The sequence below is a fragment of the Flagellimonas aequoris genome (genome assembly GCF_003584165.1).
Taxonomy (GTDB): domain Bacteria; phylum Bacteroidota; class Bacteroidia; order Flavobacteriales; family Flavobacteriaceae; genus Flagellimonas; species Flagellimonas aequoris.
Window position 1 is genome coordinate 1 of the sequence record NZ_QXFJ01000011.1, and the last position, 18,620, is coordinate 18,620.

The window sequence follows — 18,620 nt, forward strand, 5'->3', positions numbered from 1 at the left end:
AGTTCCGCATCATAAATGATCTCTTCCTCAAAATCCACTTCTCCGTTATCCATCCATGCGCTTATGCTCTCCTTCCCAAATGCTTTTGCCTTTGCGGAGTTGGACTGATCTTGCAGGTACTGCTTCAGGTCCTCGACTTCACCGGAGTCCCTGTGCTGGAAATACCATACGAACTGTTGGGGCGTTAGGGAGAGGTCGTGTCCCAGGGAAAGGTGGTTCTTGGCCTTGAACATGGCCAGGTTGGTGACCCCGTTGTCGATCAGGTATCCGTCCACGATGTTCTTGATGTTGGAGTCGGAATTGTAATATCCCCTTTCTGCTTGGGACAGCTTTCCACTGGCAAATTCCTTGAGCTGAAATTCGTAGAGGGAGACATTTGTGGGCGCGGTGATGATATAGGGGTCCTCGAACCCGGCCCCGCCACCGTTGCCGCCCTCCCCATTTCCCAGATCAGGTTCCCCGGGAATGCCGCTACCGGATCCCCCAATCAAACAGACCATGGATTCCTTGTAGAAGAGCCGGTCGTCGCCCGTGAGCTGTGCCTCCAAAATGCACATCTCCCCTGCGGGGTGATCGGTCCCCCCAAAGTGGCACCATAATTCCACCACGTCATAGCAAGTGTCGTTCTTTTCAACAATGCCAACATCCAGTCTTTCCAGGTCCAAGGAGAACAGTTCCCTTCTCCCCTCAAAGGAAAAGGAGCCGTGTTCGGCAAGGGCACGGATACCATCCTTTAGGTGGTACCTGACCAGAAAAGCCTGCAGGTTGCCCGATGGATTCCGCTGTAGCACCAGGTTCTCGAAGAAACTGCCATCGTTGCGGTCCCTTTTTATCGGAAAAGTATAGGATGTCACATCATCGTGCGTAATGACCTTTACCATGGAAGTGTCCACGGTAAAACCATAAAGATCGGAACCCATGTTTTTGGAAGTCGTTGTCCCGCCCATTGATGACAAGCGGGAAATCGCCGTACGAACAGGTTCGTCATTCAGATCCTGCAGTGACATCTGTTCCAGTGAGATATCTAATGGAATGGAGTCCTGTTCTTTTGGGTCGTCCTCTTGGGGCGGTGTCTCCCCAGGGCTACATGCGTTCAACAGAAGAAGGAACATCAGCAGCCCGATGGGGTACAAGCATAGTCTTTTCATGCCTTGTCAGGTTAAGTTATCAAACAGTAAGGTAGTTGTGGGGTACAACATACAAGCCTGGCCCGAGATCGATCAGGGAACAGGGACATTAAAAAATTGGTGTATGGGGTATATTGCTACGGAAAGCAAGGACAATATAGCTTTTTATAATGAAAAATCCTTTGTTTTGTAAAATATCCTGATATTTTCACAGGGAAGAGGTACAAAAACTGAAAGAAAACGAAAAGGCCACCCGAAGGTAGCCTTATCTGTTTTATGCTTTCTTGGAATTATCCGTTCAAAGCCTCGGCATATGAATATTTGGCCTCATTACTATCGGCCTAATTGTTCAACGCCTCGGCTCCACCAACAATTTCCAAAATCTCGTTGGTAATAGCAGCCTGTCGTGCCTTGTTATAGGTCAATTTCAATTGGTTCCTAAGTTCTTTGGCGTTGTCAGTAGCCTTGTGCATGGCCGTCATACGGGCACCGTGCTCGCTGGCAAAAGAATCCCTGATGGCCTTGTACAATTGGGTCTTCAAGGATTTGGGGATCAATTGTTTTACAATTTCCACTTTAGATGGCTCGAAAATATAGTCGGCAGCTTTAGAAGCATCGCCTTCCATACTTACAATGGGCAAAAATTGCTCGGACATCACAATTTGGGTAGCGGCATTCTTGAATTTGTTGTATACCAATTCAATCTTGTCGTAATTCCCAACGGTGAATTGCTCCATCAAAAACTCGGCGATTTCGGCAACATGGTCAAAAGTCAAATCATCGAACACTTTGCTGTGGTTGGCCACAATGGTGTTCTTTTTGCGAAGGATGTCGTTTCCTTTTTTACCTATGGACAGGAAATCCACTTGCTTGCCGGCATAGGTTTCGGCAACCAACGTATTGCATTGTTTGATGATGTTGGAATTGAATGCTCCACAAAGCCCTCTGTTTGAGGTGATGGCTACCACCAAAACTTTGTTTACGGCCCTATTTTCGGCAAAAACGCTACCTCCATCGCCGTCCAAGCTGGCGCTCAGACCTTGAAGAAGTTCCGTTAGCTTATCCGCATAGGGGCGCATGGCCGTGATGGCATCCTGGGCCTTTTTCAACTTTGCGGCAGACACCATTTTCATGGCACTGGTAATCTGCATCGTTGAGCCGATGGATGAAATCCTATTCCGTATTTCCTTTAGATTCGCCATATAATTTTAGTAACTAGGTTCTAGTAGTTAGTATTGAGTTCGTGTTGATTTACTCTATACTAACCACTAAATACTTTAGACTAATTTTTGTACTTACTTGAAAGATCCTTACAAACAGCGGTCAAGGTATCGGTTACCTCATCGGTCAATTTGCCGGCCTTAAGGGCATCCAATACATCCCTGTGCTTGGCGTTCAAGAACTCCAAGAAGTCTTTTTCAAATTCTTTTACCTTGTTCACAGGAACATCCCTCAACAAGTTTTTGGAACCTGCAAAGATGATGGCCACCTGATCTTCTACGGTGTAAGGATCGTTCTGACCTTGTTTCAAGATCTCCACGTTCCTACGTCCTTTTTCGATTACGTTCAAGGTAGCGGCATCCAAATCGGAACCGAATTTGGCAAAAGCTTCCAATTCACGGAACTGGGCCTGGTCCAGTTTCAAGGTACCGGCCACTTTTTTCATGGACTTGATCTGTGCCGAACCACCCACACGGGATACGGAGATACCCACGTTGATCGCAGGACGAACCCCTTGGTTGAACAAATCCTGCTCCAAGAAGATCTGACCATCGGTAATGGAGATCACGTTGGTAGGGATATAGGCAGAAACGTCACCTGCTTGGGTTTCGATAATTGGAAGAGCGGTCAACGATCCACCACCTTTTACTTTAGATTTCAAAGATTCGGGAAGGTCGTTCATGTTCTTGGCAATATCGTCATCGGCAATAACCTTGGCGGCACGTTCCAACAATCTGGAGTGAAGGTAGAAAACGTCACCAGGATATGCTTCACGACCTGGAGGTCTTCTCAACAACAAGGATACCTCACGGTAAGCCACCGCTTGTTTTGACAAATCATCATAGATGATCAAGGCAGGACGTCCGGTATCCCTAAAATACTCCCCAATGGCAGCACCAGCGAAAGGAGCATATACCTGCATTGGTGCAGGATCGGAAGCGTTAGCGGCAACAATGGTGGTATAGGCCAAAGCACCTTTGTCTTCCAAAGTCTTGGCAATGGCAGCTACAGTGGATGCTTTCTGACCTACGGCAACGTAGATACAGTAAACAGGCTGACCTGCATCAAAAAATTCTTTTTGGTTCAAGATGGTATCGATACATACGGTAGTCTTACCCGTTTGTTTGTCCCCGATCACCAACTCCCTTTGTCCACGACCGATCGGAATCATGGCATCTACCGCCTTGATACCCGTCTGCAAAGGTTCGTTTACCGGTTGTCTGAAAATTACACCGGGAGCTTTTCTTTCCAATGGCATTTCAACAGTTTCACCAGAAATAGGTCCTTTACCATCAATAGGGGTACCTAGAGTGTCGATTACACGACCAACAATTCCTTCGCCAACGTTGATAGATGCGATACGCTCTGTTCTTTTCACAGTGGCACCTTCCACAATTTCTTTGGATGGGCCCAACAATACCACACCAACGTTGTCTTCCTCAAGGTTCAAAACGATACCCTGCATACCGCCTTCAAACTCTACCAATTCCCCATATTGGGCATTGGAAAGTCCATAGACACGGGCAATACCGTCACCTACCTGTAATACGGTACCTACTTCGTCCAAAGAAGCGGTCGCCTCGAAACCTGATAACTGTTTTTTCAAAATTGCTGATACCTCAGCGGCTTTTACTCCTGCCATTTTTATAGACTATTTGTAAATTCTCTTTTTAATCCGTTCAACTTGTTCGCGATGCTCGCATCGTACTGGGTGTCGCCCACTCTTAGCACAAAACCGCCGAGAATGCTTTCGTCGACCTTGTTTTCAATGGTGACTTTGTTACCCGTGGCCTTGGTCACTTGGGCTAAGATTTTCTTCTCCAACTCGGGCGTCAAAGGAACGGCTGTGGTCACGTAGGCCACTTCCTCACCTTTCATTTTTTCGTATTGGATGATGTATTTATAGGCCACTTCCTGCAACATCGCGATCCGTTTGTTGTCGAGCATGGTCTGCACGAGGCCTTTGGTGATCTCGTCGGCATCTTTGAAGACTTCCAACAAGACATTTTTCTTGATTTCCGATTTTACGATAGGGCTTTCCAAAAGACCTTGAAGCTCCTTGTTCTCGGAAATGGTGGCAGCAATGGTACGCATGTCCTTTTCCACGGCCTCTGCCGCTTTCTTCTCCACTGCGTAGTCCAACGTTGCCTTTGCGTAGCGTATGGCTGCCCTGTTCTCGTTCATGCGCTTAGTTCAATTTGATATCGCCCAACATATCGTCAACCAACTTAAGTTGTTTGTCTTTATTGGACAGTTCTTCCTTGATTACTTTCTCGGCAATCTCCACAGAAAGGTTGGCAACCTGGGCCTTAATGTCGGCAACTGCAGCTTTCTTCTCAGCTTCAATGGTAGCCTGGGCCTGCTTAATCATTTTGTCGCCTTCCAACTGGGCTTGTTCCTTGGCCTCGGAAATAATGTTTTCCTTGATTTCCCTGGCTTCCTTCAAAAGGGTGTCCCTTTCTGCTCTGGCTTCTTTCAACAACTTTTCGCTGTCGGCAGTAACGTTCTGCATTTCCTTTTTGGCTGCCTCTGCGGCTTCAAGGGCGCCTTTGATTCCTTCTTCCCTTTTTTCAACCGCTCCCAAAATAGGTTTCCAGGCATATTTGCGCAACAAAAGGAGTAGTCCTATAAAAAGCACCAACTGCCATACAAACAATCCCAAGGAAAACTGTTCAAGTAACTTTTCCATTTATCTCTACTGTTTTTTTGAATCTTTTTAAACTATACCATTTTAAATGAAGGGCCACAGCCAACCGCTATGGCCTTCACTTTTTCTTTCGGTGAATTACGCTGCAAAAAGAGCGGCGAAACCGATACCTTCAATAAGGGCGGCTGCGATCAACATGGCAGTTTGAATCTTACCGGAAGCTTCTGGTTGACGGGCAATGGCTTCCATTGCTTGACCACCGATCCTACCGATACCCAATCCTGCTCCGATTACGATCAAACCGGCACCTACGATGTCTGGAATTGTCATGATATATGTATTTAAATATTAAACGTTCTTTATTAATGATGATCATCTTCCACGGCCATCCCGAAATATAGGGCGGACAGCATGGTGAAAATATATGCCTGCAATGCGGCCACCAACAATTCCAATAAGGAAAGTGCAAATGCCAATGCAAACGATAATGGGCTACCTATCCAGTTCTTGAATATGAACATAAGCCCGATGATGCTCATCAGTACCACGTGGCCCGCCGTGATGTTGGCATACAAACGAATCATCAACGAAAATGGTTTGATGAAGGTCCCCAACAATTCAATCGGCGCCAATATGATCTTCATGGGAACAGGCACACCTGGCATCCAGAAGATGTGTTTCCAGTAGTTCTTGTTTCCAGAAAATGTGGTAATCAAATACGTAATCAATGCAAGGGCGAAGGTAACCGCGATGTTGTTGGTTACGTTCACGCCCAGTGGGGTAAGTCCCAACAGGTTGATGATCCACACAAAAAAGAACACGGTGAGTAAGTAACTCATATACTTTTTGTACTTGTGTTCCCCAATGTTGGGAACAGCAATTTCGTCGCGCACAAAAATCACCAAAGGCTCCAATGCCCTTCCAAGACCTCTGGGCATATTGCTCTTTTTGTAGTTTTTGGCCACAGCACGGAACATCAAAAACATCAATAAGCCGACAAGCGCAATGAAAACCACGTTTTTGGTAATGGAAAAATCCAACGGTTTTTCATTGGTCGGGTGCGCGTCCATAACCACAAGATTCTCACCAAATGCATCCTCCTCATGTGTCTCAGGCTTGTGGTGTTCATCAAAATGAATTGTTCCTTCCGCGTCTGTTTTATAAATTTTATTGTGATATAGGGCATAGTAATTTCCATCCACTTCGGCAACCCCTTCGCCATGCTCCAACTGGGCAGAAGAAAATACTTTCAAGCCATTGTCCCACAGAATCACTGGCAACGGAAACCCAATGTTCTTGTGTTCCCCTTCATCGGTTGTGTAGGAATAAAAGGTGAAATCATGTGAATCCAGAAGGTGGTGGTCGATATATTCCTTGATTTCGGTCTTCAAATCATGGGCGCCGGATTCAACTTCCTCTCCCTCATGGTTTTGGGCCGACACAAATCCCGTAATCATTATGAATACGGCAACTAAATTTCTACTTACAAAAGAATATCGCATATCACTGCAACTATGGGTGCTCAAAAATTGGTGCAAAAATACATTCCTTGTTCAAAAGAAAAAAGCTTTTTACACTATTATTTATGCCTTTGATTTTTTTGCCAAAATCTTGGGCTTTTTCACACAGTATTAAGCAGTTTCACCAAAAAGTAAGTTTCCAGAAAAAGGGAAAATAGGTACGGGACAAAAAAAGCTAGGGAATCCGCACGTTCCAAAACGCCGTCCAAGTTGTACCCCGGATAGAGAAAAATGAAGAAAAGCACAAATTTTATCAAACTCCCACCCAAGAAAAAGAAGCCAAGGAGGTCCCGGTATTTGTCCCTGAAAAAATAGATGGCAAAAAACACTAGGGAAGCCATGATCATATTTAACACATAACTTTTTACCAGTTGGTTGCCATACGGGTCAAGGCCTTGGTTTTGCAAAACCCAAGAATGGCCGAAAAAAAGGAGGGTCAGACCTACCAAAAGAAGGGTTAGAAAAAAGAAGGGGAACGACCTGATGTTCAATTGTTTATTCTTTTCAATTGCTGAATGACCAAATATATGGAAATGGCCACACCCAAAATGGTACAGATGGGCATAAAGACCTTTTCGGTCCCGAAATGGCCATCCAGCCATTTTCCCCCTTGTACCGCCAAATAAATAACAATGCCCATTTGAATGGCCGAACCAGACAAACGGGCTGCTGTATTTAAATTGTTCTTTATGTTCTTCTTAGGAGACTTTTGCTGGCTCATTGCTCTTAGTGGTCTCCAGTTTGGGAGAAGAAGCAGGAGCAGCGGCAGCTTTACCCATGGTACAGGCAGCATTGAAGGTAGCCCCTGGCTCTACGGCCAACTTGGCCACGCTTACGGTTCCTTCGATCACTGCGGAAGCTTTTAGGGAAAGAAGGTCCTTCACCATAAGCTCGCCGTTGAACTTGCCCTCGATATCGGCATTCACACATTCCACTTTCCCATGGATGTAGCCGTCTTTACCAATGACCACCTTGCCGGAAGTCTTTACGTTGCCTTCCAATTTTCCGTCGATTCTAAAATCGGCTTCGGAAGTGATATCACCTTTAATTTTCGTGTTCTTCTCAATTCTGTTGGGTTGTCCGCCAAATTCATTCATAGGTCGTGGTTTTTTGTTGTCAGAAAACATTGTGTTCTAAGGTTTTGGGGTTAAAATTTGTGCTTTGTATGATTCTAAGTTCTTGTGGACCTGGATGATTTTGTAGTTGTCCGATAAAACTACGAAATTCTCATCTTTAATGCGGTAGTCCTTATTGTTTTTTATAAGCTCGGCAAAGCCCAGGGCAAAGTCTTGCGACCTGAAACCATGCACCACCACAAACTCATCCTCGAGGTTATAGATGTCCTTGGAGACAATATTTTTATAGTGCAGTTCCTTGATGGCTTCTTCCAAACGGGTCTTGAGCGCCAACGCTTTTTCATCATCCCGAATCTTAAATGGGAACACCACTTTCCAATTGCCGGCACCTGTAGAGCCCGTCTCTGGGGAAAATTCCTTGTTCTCCAATTTCGGCAATTGTTCCTCCACAATCTGCTCCGCTTTCTTTCCTTCCGGATTGTTGGGATAGGTCAAGGCCACATAGTTCAACGCTTCCTTGAATGGCTCAAACCCTTGAAGACGGCCAATGGCATTTGCTTTCAACATTTCGAACTTGGGTACGATCGGGTCACCCGTAAACTTATTGATGTATTCTTGCGATTGCGTGATCACCCTGAGAAACTCCTGTTGCTCGTACAATTTGTAAAGGGCATCATACCGCGCATCGGGACTATCGGTATTCCCTTCCAACACCGCCTGTGGGTTCAGCAAGATTTCTGCATAACGGGTATCAGGATGGTTCAGGATGATGTCCTGCTTCATGTTCTGGGCCAATGGGCTACCGGATTCCTCATAAATCTTGTATAGATTATATTTGGATGGAAGGATAAGTCTTTCTTCGGGGTCAGAAGCTAAAACGCGCTCCAATTTGGCCGCGGCCAGCATATTGTCCTTGAACTTTTCCATATAGATCAGACCCAATTGATAGTTGGCAAAGTTCCGCTCGGTCTTTAAGCTATCTATGACACCAACATCCGTAGGGATTCTTCCCAAATAAAAGTCCAGGGAATATTTTTGGTCCTCGGTCAGGTTTTGGGGTTGGCCGTTCTCCGCAATTGCCTCGCCCGTTGCCTCGGAAACCAAGGTTCGGGATTTGTTGCTCCAGCGCCAGTCATCTTCCAAGGTTCTATTGCCCCATTGGGTCTTGAACTCATTTTTACCATACCCCAAACTGGTGATGTTGTAAAAATAAAACTTGCCCTTGTTCTCCTTGCCGCCCTTGCTGTTGGCAAAAGTGGCAAACCCGGCCGCAGCACGTTTCTGCTCTTTCTCGGCAGCGGCTTCGTCCTTGCGTTTCAGCTCGGCGATAAAATCTTCAAAATAGGCCTTTCGCTCCGCTTCCGGCATTTGATATAGGGTAATGATGCTGTCCGCATTTTGAACAATGTCCTCGTATTTGATCACATCTTCCAAGTTGTCCAACTTTTTCTTGATGTTGCGGTGTTGTCTTGTATTCTCAGCCAAGTTGGTCAAGGTGCTGTCATAATAGGCCCCTGCTGTTTTGTATTCGTCCTGGTCAAAATAGTAATCGGCCAAACTTTGGTAGTTAAGGGCGTTCAGTTTCTTTTCTCCTTGGGTAGCCCGAAGGGATTTGTTGTAATAGGTCAAGGCCAGACTATCGGATCCATTGGTCAGATGGAACTGGGCCACTTCACGATAAATCTTGTCCAAAAAGGGTCGGTTCTCCCGATTCTCTTCCAAATCGGTGAGGTACTCCAACATGTCCTCTTTATTGGAATCCGTTAGTTCGGTATTCTGGATTTTTTTCAAATGCGCATTGATCATGTACACCCTGGGAGACTTTCGGTTGAGCGCAATGACCTTATCAAAAGCATAGTTGGCACTGTCCTTATGCCCCAATTGGTTGTACAACTGCCCGATAATGAACAGGTAACGGCCCTTCTCGGGATTCTTTTTGGTGTATGCCTGTGCCACTTTCAATTTTTGGATGGCCGTATCGGGAGCGTTCAGGTTGATGTAGCATTGCGCCAAAACGGCATTGGCATCGGCATATTCCTGATCCTTCAAACTTTCATATTTGAACAACCTTTTTAGGTTTTTGATGGCCACTTCGGGATTGTCCAATCGCATGTTGGTCTTTTCCCGCCAAATGGTGGCTTCGTTCAATTTATCGCTTTGTGTATACTTTCTCAGGATATAGTTGAAGGATTCCAAAGCGGGAATATAGCGTTGGTCAAAATATCTGGCCTTGCCCAACAATAGGAAAGCTTCATCTGTTTGGGGATTCCGCTCTTCGTCCTTAATGTCCATGCTATGCTTTTGAATGGCCTTGGTGGCCTTCTCCTCCGCAATGATGAAGTTGGGGTTGTTGTCCTCGGAATCGAGTTTGATCTCATCGGTAACCTCCAAGCGTTCCACGGGAAGTATCTCCCAATAGTCATCGCTGTAACCGCTATTGAGTTCTTCGCGACCTTTTTCAAAGGCAAGATTCCCATTGTACAAAGTGTTGTACTTGGTGTTCAGTGCGTGCCAATTTCTGTTGATGAATTTGTCTTTTTGGGTGGAGCAAGCGTTAAATGCCTGTCCCCCAACAACCATGGCTATAAAAAGTGCGTGACGAAATTTCAAAATTATCGATAAACGTGTGTAACCTTAACTCAAAAAAGTTCAGATTATTATAAGGCTTATCGATAAAATACAAGAATTGTTTTTATTGTCCTTTTAAGGGCCTTATCCCCCAAAGAATGCTTCCAGTTCCTTCAAAGTTTCGGTAGAGGTATGGATGTCCTTCACGATTTCTCCTTTATTGAGCACCACAATACGCTCACACACTTCGGTTACATGAATCAAGTCGTGGCTGGAGACCAACACGGTAACCTCCTCTTTGGCGGCAAGATCCTTGATGATGCCCTTTAACCGGATCTGTGTAGTGGGATCCAAATTGGCAAAAGGTTCGTCCAAAATCACCACTTCCGGGTTGCCGATAAAACTTGCCACAATGCCCACTTTCTTCTGGTTTCCTTTGGAAAGGTCCCTCAAATATTTTTTCTGACCCAAAATCTCCCCATGGAAGAAATCACTGTATCCTTCCAAAAGGGCGTCCACATCGGCCTTGTTCCTGCCGCGTAGCTCTCCGATAAAGTAGAAATATTCCTCGGGAGTTAGGTATCCGATCAAAAAGGATTCATCAATAAAAGCCGAAGTAAAGGGTTTCCAAGCTTCGCTTTCATCCACCTGCACCCCATTGTTGATGATGTGCCCCGTAGTGGGCTGGATCAAATCCAACAACAAGCTAAAAAGAGTCGTTTTACCGGCCCCATTGTTGCCTACCAGTCCAAAGCTTTGTCCTTTTGGAATTTCCAAGTGGTCGATATTCAAAACGGTCTGTTCTCCGTATTTTTTTGAAAGGGTATGTGCTGTTATCATGTATTGTCTTTATTTAGGTCGATTTGTTATTTCTGTTTGTAAGCCAAAAGGGTCTTGTATTTTTCTTTTTTGTAGATGCCCTCTATCATTTTAAAAACCCGCTCCTTGAATACAAAGCCCAACAGTCCAAAAGCGGCTACAAAAAGGTAACCTGCCACAGGGCCAATCAACAATTGACCAATGGCAAAAATCACGATGGGCAACAAAATCTTGGGCAAGGTCAGCAACAAGGTTTTGGCATTAAAGGCCTGTTTGTCGCCAAAGGCTTTTTTATTCGAAGTGAGTTCAATAGGAGTCTTCACATAAGCCCCTCCCCAAAGCACCAAATAGCTGTTGATACCTACATTATAAATGGCCCCGACCAAAACCGCAGCGTAGGCCTCCCATCCAAAATACACATAGAAACTGGCCAAAATGGTAGAAATAATGGTCGCAATGATGACCAAATACCATTTGGAAGTCAAATATTCCCGGTACTTGATGTTTTGGCTCATCATGAGCGGATAATAGCTACTGTCCCAACTAGGCACGTATTGTCCAAAACTGAACAGAAAGCCTCCAGTGACAAAGATGCCAGCAAAAATCTTCCAGTACGGATTGTCGTATACCTCAATGGAACGGGTAAAAAAGAGCAATCCATAAAAAATAAAGAAGAAGCCCATAATCACGGCGGTACGCGAACGCTTGTTCCGTTTGATCAGTTTGATATCATTCTTTAAAAAGGTTCCCAAATTGCCAAAACGGTTGAGCCAATCCAGGTTTTCGGTACGGGCCTCGGTTTGCTTTTTGGCCAACCCCCCATCCAAGAACATATGCTTTTTGAAATAGGCAAAAGCGGAAAAATACAGGGCTACCACCAACATCCACGGTACAATGGCCGTCCAAGGCAGATCATACAAATAATCAAAAATAGGATGGGTGTAAAGGGTAATGTCGAACCAGGCGTAATATTGCGAGGCACCGGCCAAAATGAACAACGCGGCCAGCACATAAAACACCAAATCCTTATTGTTCACCATAATATTGATGAAGTTGTTGCAATAAATGAGGGCCATGATTCCCAAATGCCAGCCTATTACCTGCAATGGCGGGTAACCTTCCACCAACAATATCACACTGAAGGGAATAAAGAAAAAGGCATGGGCAATGTTAAAGAAGGAAATCACGGTTTTCCCCAAGGAGAAGTTCACTACTTGACTTTTCTTGATGGGTAGGTACAACATCGGTTTAATGTTGGTCACCGGCATTTTCTGAAGCATGTATCGAAACACCAGATCAAAGGCCAGATAGTAGACCATAAAACGGTTCACTACACGCAAAGGGTCGCCCAAGCCGGATTTCTCGATCAAGTAAAAGGCCCCAACACCCATACTTAAGAATATCAAGGTAAAATATAGGGCTCCCAAAGCCATCAAAATCTTGAACCAGATCTCGGTCTTAAAGGATGCCGATCTAAAAAAGGATTTCCACTGGAGTCCAATGAAGTGTTTGAACATGGTCGGTTTTTTTTAGTTGGTATCTAAATTATCGGATTTGTTACAAAAGTTCTCCTTTTTTCAAAAATACCTGTCCAAAAGATGGTTAATGCTTAATTTTGCAGCAAATTTTATTTCATGAGCGATTTTCATGCCCTAAAAATAGCCTCGGTAGATACCTTGACCCCCAATTCCGTGGCCCTTACCTTCGAAATTCCAGATAACCTAAAAAATGTGTACGCCTTCAAGGCCGGACAGTACATCACCATAAAATACAATGCGGGCGACAAAGAATTGCGTCGCGCCTATTCCATTTCATCCCCCCCATCTTCTGGCAAGTTGACGGTGGGCATCAAGAAAATGCCAAACGGTACATTTTCGGTCCACGCCAATGAAAAGCTGAAAGCCGGAGATGTTTTGGAAGTAATGCACCCTGAAGGGCGTTTCATTTTTGATGCAGAAGGTCCACAGCACATAGCAGCCTTTGCTGCCGGAAGTGGCATTACCCCGATCATGAGCATTGCCCAAACCGTTTTGGAGCGACATCCGGCCAGTACCTTTGTTTTGGTCTTTGGCAATCAAACACCGGAAGAAACCATGTATTTCAAAGAAATACAAACACTTAAAGAGAAATATTCCGAACGGTTTTTTGTTCAGTACGTATATAGTCGATCACATGAAGACGATTCTTTATTTGGCCGCATTGAAAAATCGACCGTCAACTTTGTAGTCAAAAACAAATTCAAGGAAACCGCCTTTGATGGTTTTTACCTGTGCGGACCCGAAGAGATGATCCATATGGTTTCCGATACCTTGAAAGGCAATGGTATTGCCGAGGACAAAATCCATTTTGAGCTGTTCACTACCACCGAAACCGAGGATACCTTGGCCGAAGACCTGGAAGGCATGACAAAAGTGGAGGTGATTTTGGACGACGAGACCTACAATTTGGTGATGGATCGTAAACATTTGGTGCTGGATGCCGTACTCAAGCAGAAAATCGATGCCCCATACTCTTGCCAGGGTGGTGTTTGCAGTAGTTGTATTGCCCGTATCAAGGAAGGTTCGGCCCAAATGGTAAAAAACCAGATCTTGACCGATGGGGAAATTGCCGAAGGCTTGATCTTGACCTGCCAATCCCATCCAACCAGCCCCACTTTGGTCATCGATTACGACGACGTTTAGGAACTTGCTGGTTTGGTCATTATTTTTTCGATAGCCCGGCTGCCGTGGTCGTAGCCAATAAGAAACGCATTTTCGATGCCCTTTTTGTCCAACACCCCAATCTTATCCAATTCTTTGGGTTCGATGTACAGGTCGCATTCATGCAATTTCTCATCATTGGAGGCATGGATCATTAAACTGGTCACCCGCCCTGTCAATTGAATGGAATTCCGGAGGTCTTTTTTCTGCATAGGCACCGTGATGGACACATTGCTCCCAATGATGAACCCCGTGCGTTCTTCCAGATATTCCTTTGGAAAGTTGTTCATAATGCCACCATCGGCATAAAGAATGCCATCAATATCCACCGGACTGAAAACAGGAGGCAATGCCGCAGAAGCCAAAAGCGGTTTGATGAGTTGGCCCGAATGGAACATCGTTTCCTTCCCACTCAATAAATCCGTAGCCGCTATGAACAATGGTTTTTTCAAGCTTTCAAAAGCATTGTGGGGAAAATAGGCCTTGAAAATGGCCGCATACCGTTCGGTGTCGATAAATCCGGGTTTGTTGATGGTAAAAAAACTGTACTGAAAGATCGGGGTCTCCTTAAAAAAGGTAAGCATTTCATCCACCGTATTGTTGTTGGCATACAAGGCCCCTACCAATGCCCCGATACTGGTTCCAGCCACCATTTGGGCTTCCACTCCGTGTTCCCTCATCGCCTTGATCAACCCGATATGGGCCATGCCGCGAACGCCTCCGCCAGATAGTACAAGTCCTATCGATTTATCAGTGAGCATTTTACAAAAGGTATATCAAATCTTGTAAAGGTACATTATTGCTCCCTTCCGTGGCCCCAACTACCATTACTATTCGATTAAAAAATCATCAATCTTTTCAAAAACCAAACCCTTGGTGGAAAAACTCCGTAAGTGAAACTAGAAACTTAAAATTCAATTTTTATGAAGACTTTTAAATCATTGACGTTTATTCTATTTCTAACAGCCTCCATGACCGCTACTATCGGGTTCGCCCAAGTAAAAATGGTCGGTGGAGCCCCTATGTATCCAACAAAGGATATTGTTTCCAATGCGGTGAACTCTAAAGACCATACCACTTTGGTAGCTGCAGTAAAAGCGGCCGGTTTGGTGGAAACCCTACAAGGAGACGGTCCCTTTACCGTTTTTGCTCCAACGAATAGTGCTTTTGAAAAGCTTCCCGAAGGCACCGTGAACACCTTGTTGATGCCTGAGAACAAATCAAAATTACAAGCGGTGCTTACCTACCATGTGGTTGCAGGCAATTACAGCTCTAAAGATTTGATGAAACTCATCAAAAAAGGAAAGGGGATGGCCACGCTGACCACTGTTAACGGGGACACCCTTACCGCTATGATGGATGGTGACAAAATAGAGATCAAAGATGGCTCTGGGCATGTTGCTACAGTGACCATTGCCGATGTGAACCAATCCAACGGGGTGATCCACGTTATTGACACCGTGGTATTGCCTTCTGCGTAGCTATATTGCCAAAAGATGGATAATGAGGGCGGTCAAAAACCGCCCTTTTCCAATTTTAAAATCATGAAGGTTACCGACCCATCGGTCGGTTTTAGGTCTGATCCTGCTCAAAAACAAACTTTTAACGATCCTTCTCTTTTCCATATCGAGGTTTTCGTAACCTCCTCATAATCAAAACCGACTTGGCAGTCTGTTGGCAAAATTTTGCTTTCAGACACAAAAAATGTAATCTTCACCATGTCCTTTCGACCAAAATCCCTAGTAATAATTGTCGTAGTTTAGGAACACGAAACGGTTTTTACCACAAAAGAAGCAATTATGGCCAATTCATATTACGACCCAGCGGATCTAAGAAAATTTGGAAACATAACCGAGTGGAGCGAAGAGCTTGGGAAAAAGTTTTTTGATTATTACGGAAAGGTTTTTGAGGAAGGTGCTCTGAGTGCCCGTGAAAAATCCTTGATTGCCCTGGCCGTCGCCCATGTGGTGAAATGTCCCTATTGCATTGATGCCTATACCAAGGACGGATTGCAGCGGGGCATTACCAAAGAAGAAATGATGGAAGCCGTACACGCTGGTGCCGCCATTGAAAGTGGGGCCACGTTGGTACACGGGGTCATGATGATGAACAAGTATAACAAACTTTCCATGTGATTTGGACTCACTTCGTTTTTGGACATTGGACCGCTACGCTGTTAGATGTTCAAAGGAAGCAATACATGGGAGTAATAAATCAATTGTGATTGTAAGATTAAAATGGAGCAAAGCATACTGACGGAGATAAAGAACGCCGCTAAAAAATCCTTGAAGGCCCGGCACAATGAACTGGCCGACACCCACAGGCAGATGGATATCCTGAACGGGGACCTTTTTGCCGATGGGGAACTTCCCTATTTTAAGGACAAAATCGCCCAAACGGGACAGTTTCCACTAAAACCCAGAAAACTGGAGATCCTTCAGATCAATGTGGGGTACATGTGCAACCAGGTGTGCGAACATTGCCATGTGGATGCAGGTCCGGACCGCAAGGAGATCATGACCCGGGAGACCATGGAGCAGTGTTTGGAGGTCATCCGGAATACTGGGGCACATACTTTGGACCTTACGGGGGGTGCACCCGAAATGAACCCCGATTTTAGGTGGTTTGTGGAAGAAGCCTCCAAGGCGGGCATCCGGGATTTTATCGTGCGCTCCAACCTCACCATTATTTTGGCGAACAAGAAATACCACGACCTGCCCGATTTCTTTAAAAAGCACAATGTGCATGTGGTATCCTCCATGCCGCACTACACCCGTAACAAAACGGACAAGCAACGGGGCGATGGCGTTTTTGATAAATCCATCCAAGCGTTGCAGGCCCTCAACAAGGTGGGTTATGGCATGCCCGACAGCGATTTGCGGTTAGATCTGGTGTACAACCCCTCCGGGGCCTTTTTGCCCGGGGACCAGACCGCTTTGGAGCACGACTTTAAAAAAGCCCTGAAAGAGGATTTTGATATCGATTTTCATAATCTATTTGCCATTACCAACCTGCCTATTTCCCGATTTTTGGACTATCTGTTGGCCTCGGACAATTATGAGGACTATATGTATTCCCTGGTGGAGGCCTTTAACCCCTCTGCAGTGGCCAATGTGATGTGCACCAACACCATTTCGGTGAGTTGGGACGGATGGCTGTACGATTGCGACTTTAACCAAATGCTCGACCTAAAGGTCGCCAGCAAAGTAAAGCACATTAAGGACTATAATGAAGAAGTGCTTAACGACCGAAACATTGTGATCTCCCAACACTGTTATGGCTGTACCGCCGGAGCGGGCAGTAGTTGCCAAGGGACGGTGGCTTGATAATTTCAGAATATAGCCTAAGTGGTTTTATTTATTGGTCTTTTTTAGGACTAGTTATTGACTTTTACAATGGTATTTCGAGTCCAATTATTGTTGCTAGCAATCATTCTATTTCCCCTATTTCTATAAGTTTCTCTATATACTTTTCGGCAGACAAAGGACAGTTGACCAAATCAGCAAAATCTTGTTTTGACAATTTACATTGAGTGGCCATTTGTTTAATTAGATAATTATTTAAGTCTTTTTTACTACCGTGACTTAACTTTGTGTAAAGTATCATTTTTCCCTTGTAATGAAACTCTAAGTATTTGTGGTCATTACTATGGTCTTTCGAGTCCTCAAAGCCCTTTTTTTTGAGGTTTTTATATGCTTTTTTGCTATCCAAAACCATCTAAAACACCTCTTTTACAAAACTATTCAGAACGTTCTTGATTCTCAATAATCTCTTATTTAATTGATTGTCATTTAATGAATTTAATCTGTTATATAAATAGTCAAATTCCTCATTAAAATTTTTTTCGGCGTCATCTTGAGTTTCACCTGTTCCGATAATGTCTAATTGCTCATTATTAATTACGTAATAATCTTCTTCTTTCTCAAAAAGACAACGAAGAGGAAAGTTTAGTATATATTGTTTTTTATTGACGTTAATTATTTCAGGTGAATACGATAATGAATGTTGAGCGGTTGAGATTACTTCTTCAATACGCTTTCTTGTCTTCCCTCCCTTTTTTGTCACCTTTATTCTTGCAAAAGCCTTTTCTTCTTGTTGTTCTTCTGTTACTTCTTCTATTTTTACTATGAGACTTTTCTTTGTAGACGCTTTGAACTTTTTTGGTCTATATTTTGCACTTTCTTCATTAATATTCCCTTTTTCATAAATTGAAACAGGTGAATTTTTAAAGCTTGAAGTAAAACCATAAAGTTTCTCTACAATTTCATTTCTTTTAAAATGTTCTGGATATAATACCTTCAAATCTGCATAATTTCCTTTGTCAGAGATTTCAAAGATCGTATTTAGTCGCTTTGTTACTTCCTCCCTTTGGTTTTGATAGTCTGAGGTAATTACTGGTTGTACCCTTTGAGTTAATACGAATGAAGGAATTGCACTTCCCTTCTGAAAATCGGTTAGCTCGAGTTTAAAATTGTTTAAATCAATCGCTTCATTAGCAGGCAAGTCATATTTTGCAATGGACAATATAAGTTCTTGTAAAGATTCAGCAATCTTTATCAATGACTCGATCGGAAGAGTTTGGAACTTCCCAAGTTCTCCCTCTATTTCTAAACTTATTCCTTTATGTAAGTCGATTGCCATCAGTCAAATGTAAAGATGTTTTTCAATTCCATAATGGTTGTTTCTTATTTTTCTGATTATTAAGGTTTTGTGTATAATTATCCACAACCATAAGGATATGGGTCAGTTTTAATGCTTCAGCTGCATTTTGTATGAAGTGATTTATAGCCAATAATATGTTAAGTTAGGTTTTTTTGTTTTAAATATAAGGCCCAATTGATTCCTTCTACATACTCTTCAACGAGTCCAACAGTTCATTTAACCGACCCGCAAGTCGGTTCTTTTTTTCGATTTTCGGTATTTGGTCGGTTTTTTATCCTTTC

Annotated in this window: 20 protein-coding genes; 4 read left to right on the top strand and 16 right to left on the bottom strand. The window is 44.1% G+C overall.

What is annotated here, in order from left to right; translation table 11 throughout:
- From D2U88_RS04630 to D2U88_RS04690, 13 genes are all read right to left on the bottom strand, one after another.
- Nucleotides 1-1,148, bottom strand: a 1,148-nt coding sequence (locus D2U88_RS04630) for a hypothetical protein (protein ID WP_147378526.1), incomplete at its 3' end; no start/stop codon positions are given.
- Nucleotides 1,149-1,468: 320 nt separating this feature from the next.
- Nucleotides 1,469-2,329, bottom strand: coding sequence for an ATP synthase F1 subunit gamma (atpG, locus tag D2U88_RS04635; RefSeq protein WP_119639144.1), 861 nt, complete (start codon nt 2,327-2,329; stop codon nt 1,469-1,471).
- An 80-nt stretch (nt 2,330-2,409) separates the two neighbouring features.
- A complete protein-coding gene (atpA, locus tag D2U88_RS04640; protein ID WP_119639145.1) occupies nt 2,410-3,990 on the bottom strand; it encodes a F0F1 ATP synthase subunit alpha in 1,581 nt (526 codons plus the stop codon).
- Between the two features lie 2 nt (nt 3,991-3,992).
- The gene (gene atpH / locus D2U88_RS04645) at nt 3,993-4,532 is read right to left on the bottom strand and encodes an ATP synthase F1 subunit delta (protein WP_119639146.1); all 540 of its coding nucleotides are present in this window, start codon (nt 4,530-4,532) and stop codon (nt 3,993-3,995) included.
- Nucleotides 4,533-4,536: 4 nt separating this feature from the next.
- Nucleotides 4,537-5,037, bottom strand: a complete 501-nt coding sequence (locus D2U88_RS04650; RefSeq protein WP_119639147.1) for a F0F1 ATP synthase subunit B — start codon at nt 5,035-5,037, stop codon at nt 4,537-4,539.
- Nucleotides 5,038-5,133: 96 nt separating this feature from the next.
- Complete coding sequence (gene atpE / locus D2U88_RS04655) at nt 5,134-5,325, bottom strand: ATP synthase F0 subunit C (RefSeq protein ID WP_182859102.1); 192 nt, start codon at nt 5,323-5,325, stop codon at nt 5,134-5,136.
- A 32-nt stretch (nt 5,326-5,357) separates the two neighbouring features.
- Nucleotides 5,358-6,497: a F0F1 ATP synthase subunit A gene (gene atpB, locus D2U88_RS04660; protein ID WP_119639149.1), complete on the bottom strand. Its 1,140-nt coding sequence runs from the start codon at nt 6,495-6,497 to the stop codon at nt 5,358-5,360.
- A gap of 119 nt (nt 6,498-6,616) precedes the next feature.
- On the bottom strand, nt 6,617-6,856 hold the full coding sequence (locus tag D2U88_RS19900) for a DUF6168 family protein (RefSeq protein ID WP_147378527.1): 240 nt from the start codon (nt 6,854-6,856) through the stop codon (nt 6,617-6,619).
- 146 nt (nt 6,857-7,002) lie between these two features.
- The gene (locus tag D2U88_RS04670; RefSeq protein ID WP_119639151.1) at nt 7,003-7,236 is read right to left on the bottom strand and encodes an AtpZ/AtpI family protein; all 234 of its coding nucleotides are present in this window, start codon (nt 7,234-7,236) and stop codon (nt 7,003-7,005) included.
- On the bottom strand, nt 7,214-7,642 hold the full coding sequence (locus D2U88_RS04675) for a bactofilin family protein (RefSeq protein WP_119639152.1): 429 nt from the start codon (nt 7,640-7,642) through the stop codon (nt 7,214-7,216). The genes D2U88_RS04670 and D2U88_RS04675 overlap by 23 nt, the downstream gene beginning before the upstream one ends.
- Before the next feature lie 6 nt (nt 7,643-7,648).
- Complete coding sequence (gene porW, locus D2U88_RS04680) at nt 7,649-10,171, bottom strand: type IX secretion system periplasmic lipoprotein PorW/SprE (protein WP_119639153.1); 2,523 nt, start codon at nt 10,169-10,171, stop codon at nt 7,649-7,651.
- A 132-nt stretch (nt 10,172-10,303) separates the two neighbouring features.
- Nucleotides 10,304-10,999: an ABC transporter ATP-binding protein gene (locus D2U88_RS04685; RefSeq protein ID WP_119639154.1), complete on the bottom strand. Its 696-nt coding sequence runs from the start codon at nt 10,997-10,999 to the stop codon at nt 10,304-10,306.
- Between the two features lie 26 nt (nt 11,000-11,025).
- Entirely contained in the window at nt 11,026-12,495 is a 1,470-nt protein-coding gene (locus D2U88_RS04690) for a DUF5687 family protein (protein WP_119639155.1), read from the bottom strand.
- Between the two features lie 117 nt (nt 12,496-12,612).
- Here D2U88_RS04690 and D2U88_RS04695 point away from each other — a divergent pair, with 117 nt between their 5' ends.
- Nucleotides 12,613-13,659, top strand: a complete 1,047-nt coding sequence (locus D2U88_RS04695; RefSeq protein WP_119639156.1) for a ferredoxin--NADP reductase — start codon at nt 12,613-12,615, stop codon at nt 13,657-13,659.
- Here D2U88_RS04695 and D2U88_RS04700 read toward each other — a convergent pair.
- Entirely contained in the window at nt 13,656-14,438 is a 783-nt protein-coding gene (locus D2U88_RS04700; RefSeq protein WP_119639157.1) for a patatin-like phospholipase family protein, read from the bottom strand. The two genes, D2U88_RS04695 and D2U88_RS04700, sit on opposite strands and share 4 nt — an antisense overlap.
- Nucleotides 14,439-14,600: 162 nt before the next feature.
- Between D2U88_RS04700 and D2U88_RS04705 the strand changes: the two genes are divergently transcribed.
- The 3 genes from D2U88_RS04705 (at nt 14,601) to arsS (ending at nt 17,003) form a co-directional block, all read left to right on the top strand.
- On the top strand, nt 14,601-15,158 hold the full coding sequence (locus D2U88_RS04705; RefSeq protein WP_119639158.1) for a fasciclin domain-containing protein: 558 nt from the start codon (nt 14,601-14,603) through the stop codon (nt 15,156-15,158).
- Nucleotides 15,159-15,476: 318 nt separating this feature from the next.
- Nucleotides 15,477-15,812: an arsenosugar biosynthesis-associated peroxidase-like protein gene (locus tag D2U88_RS04710; protein WP_119639159.1), complete on the top strand. Its 336-nt coding sequence runs from the start codon at nt 15,477-15,479 to the stop codon at nt 15,810-15,812.
- A 102-nt stretch (nt 15,813-15,914) separates the two neighbouring features.
- Nucleotides 15,915-17,003, top strand: coding sequence for an arsenosugar biosynthesis radical SAM (seleno)protein ArsS (arsS, locus tag D2U88_RS04715; protein WP_119639160.1), 1,089 nt, complete (start codon nt 15,915-15,917; stop codon nt 17,001-17,003).
- A gap of 103 nt (nt 17,004-17,106) precedes the next feature.
- On the opposite strand, the gene D2U88_RS04720 is transcribed toward arsS, so the two are convergent.
- On the bottom strand, nt 17,107-17,394 hold the full coding sequence (locus D2U88_RS04720; RefSeq protein ID WP_119639161.1) for a hypothetical protein: 288 nt from the start codon (nt 17,392-17,394) through the stop codon (nt 17,107-17,109).
- On the bottom strand, nt 17,395-18,318 hold the full coding sequence (locus D2U88_RS04725; protein ID WP_119639162.1) for a hypothetical protein: 924 nt from the start codon (nt 18,316-18,318) through the stop codon (nt 17,395-17,397).
- Nucleotides 18,319-18,620 lie beyond the last annotated feature (302 nt).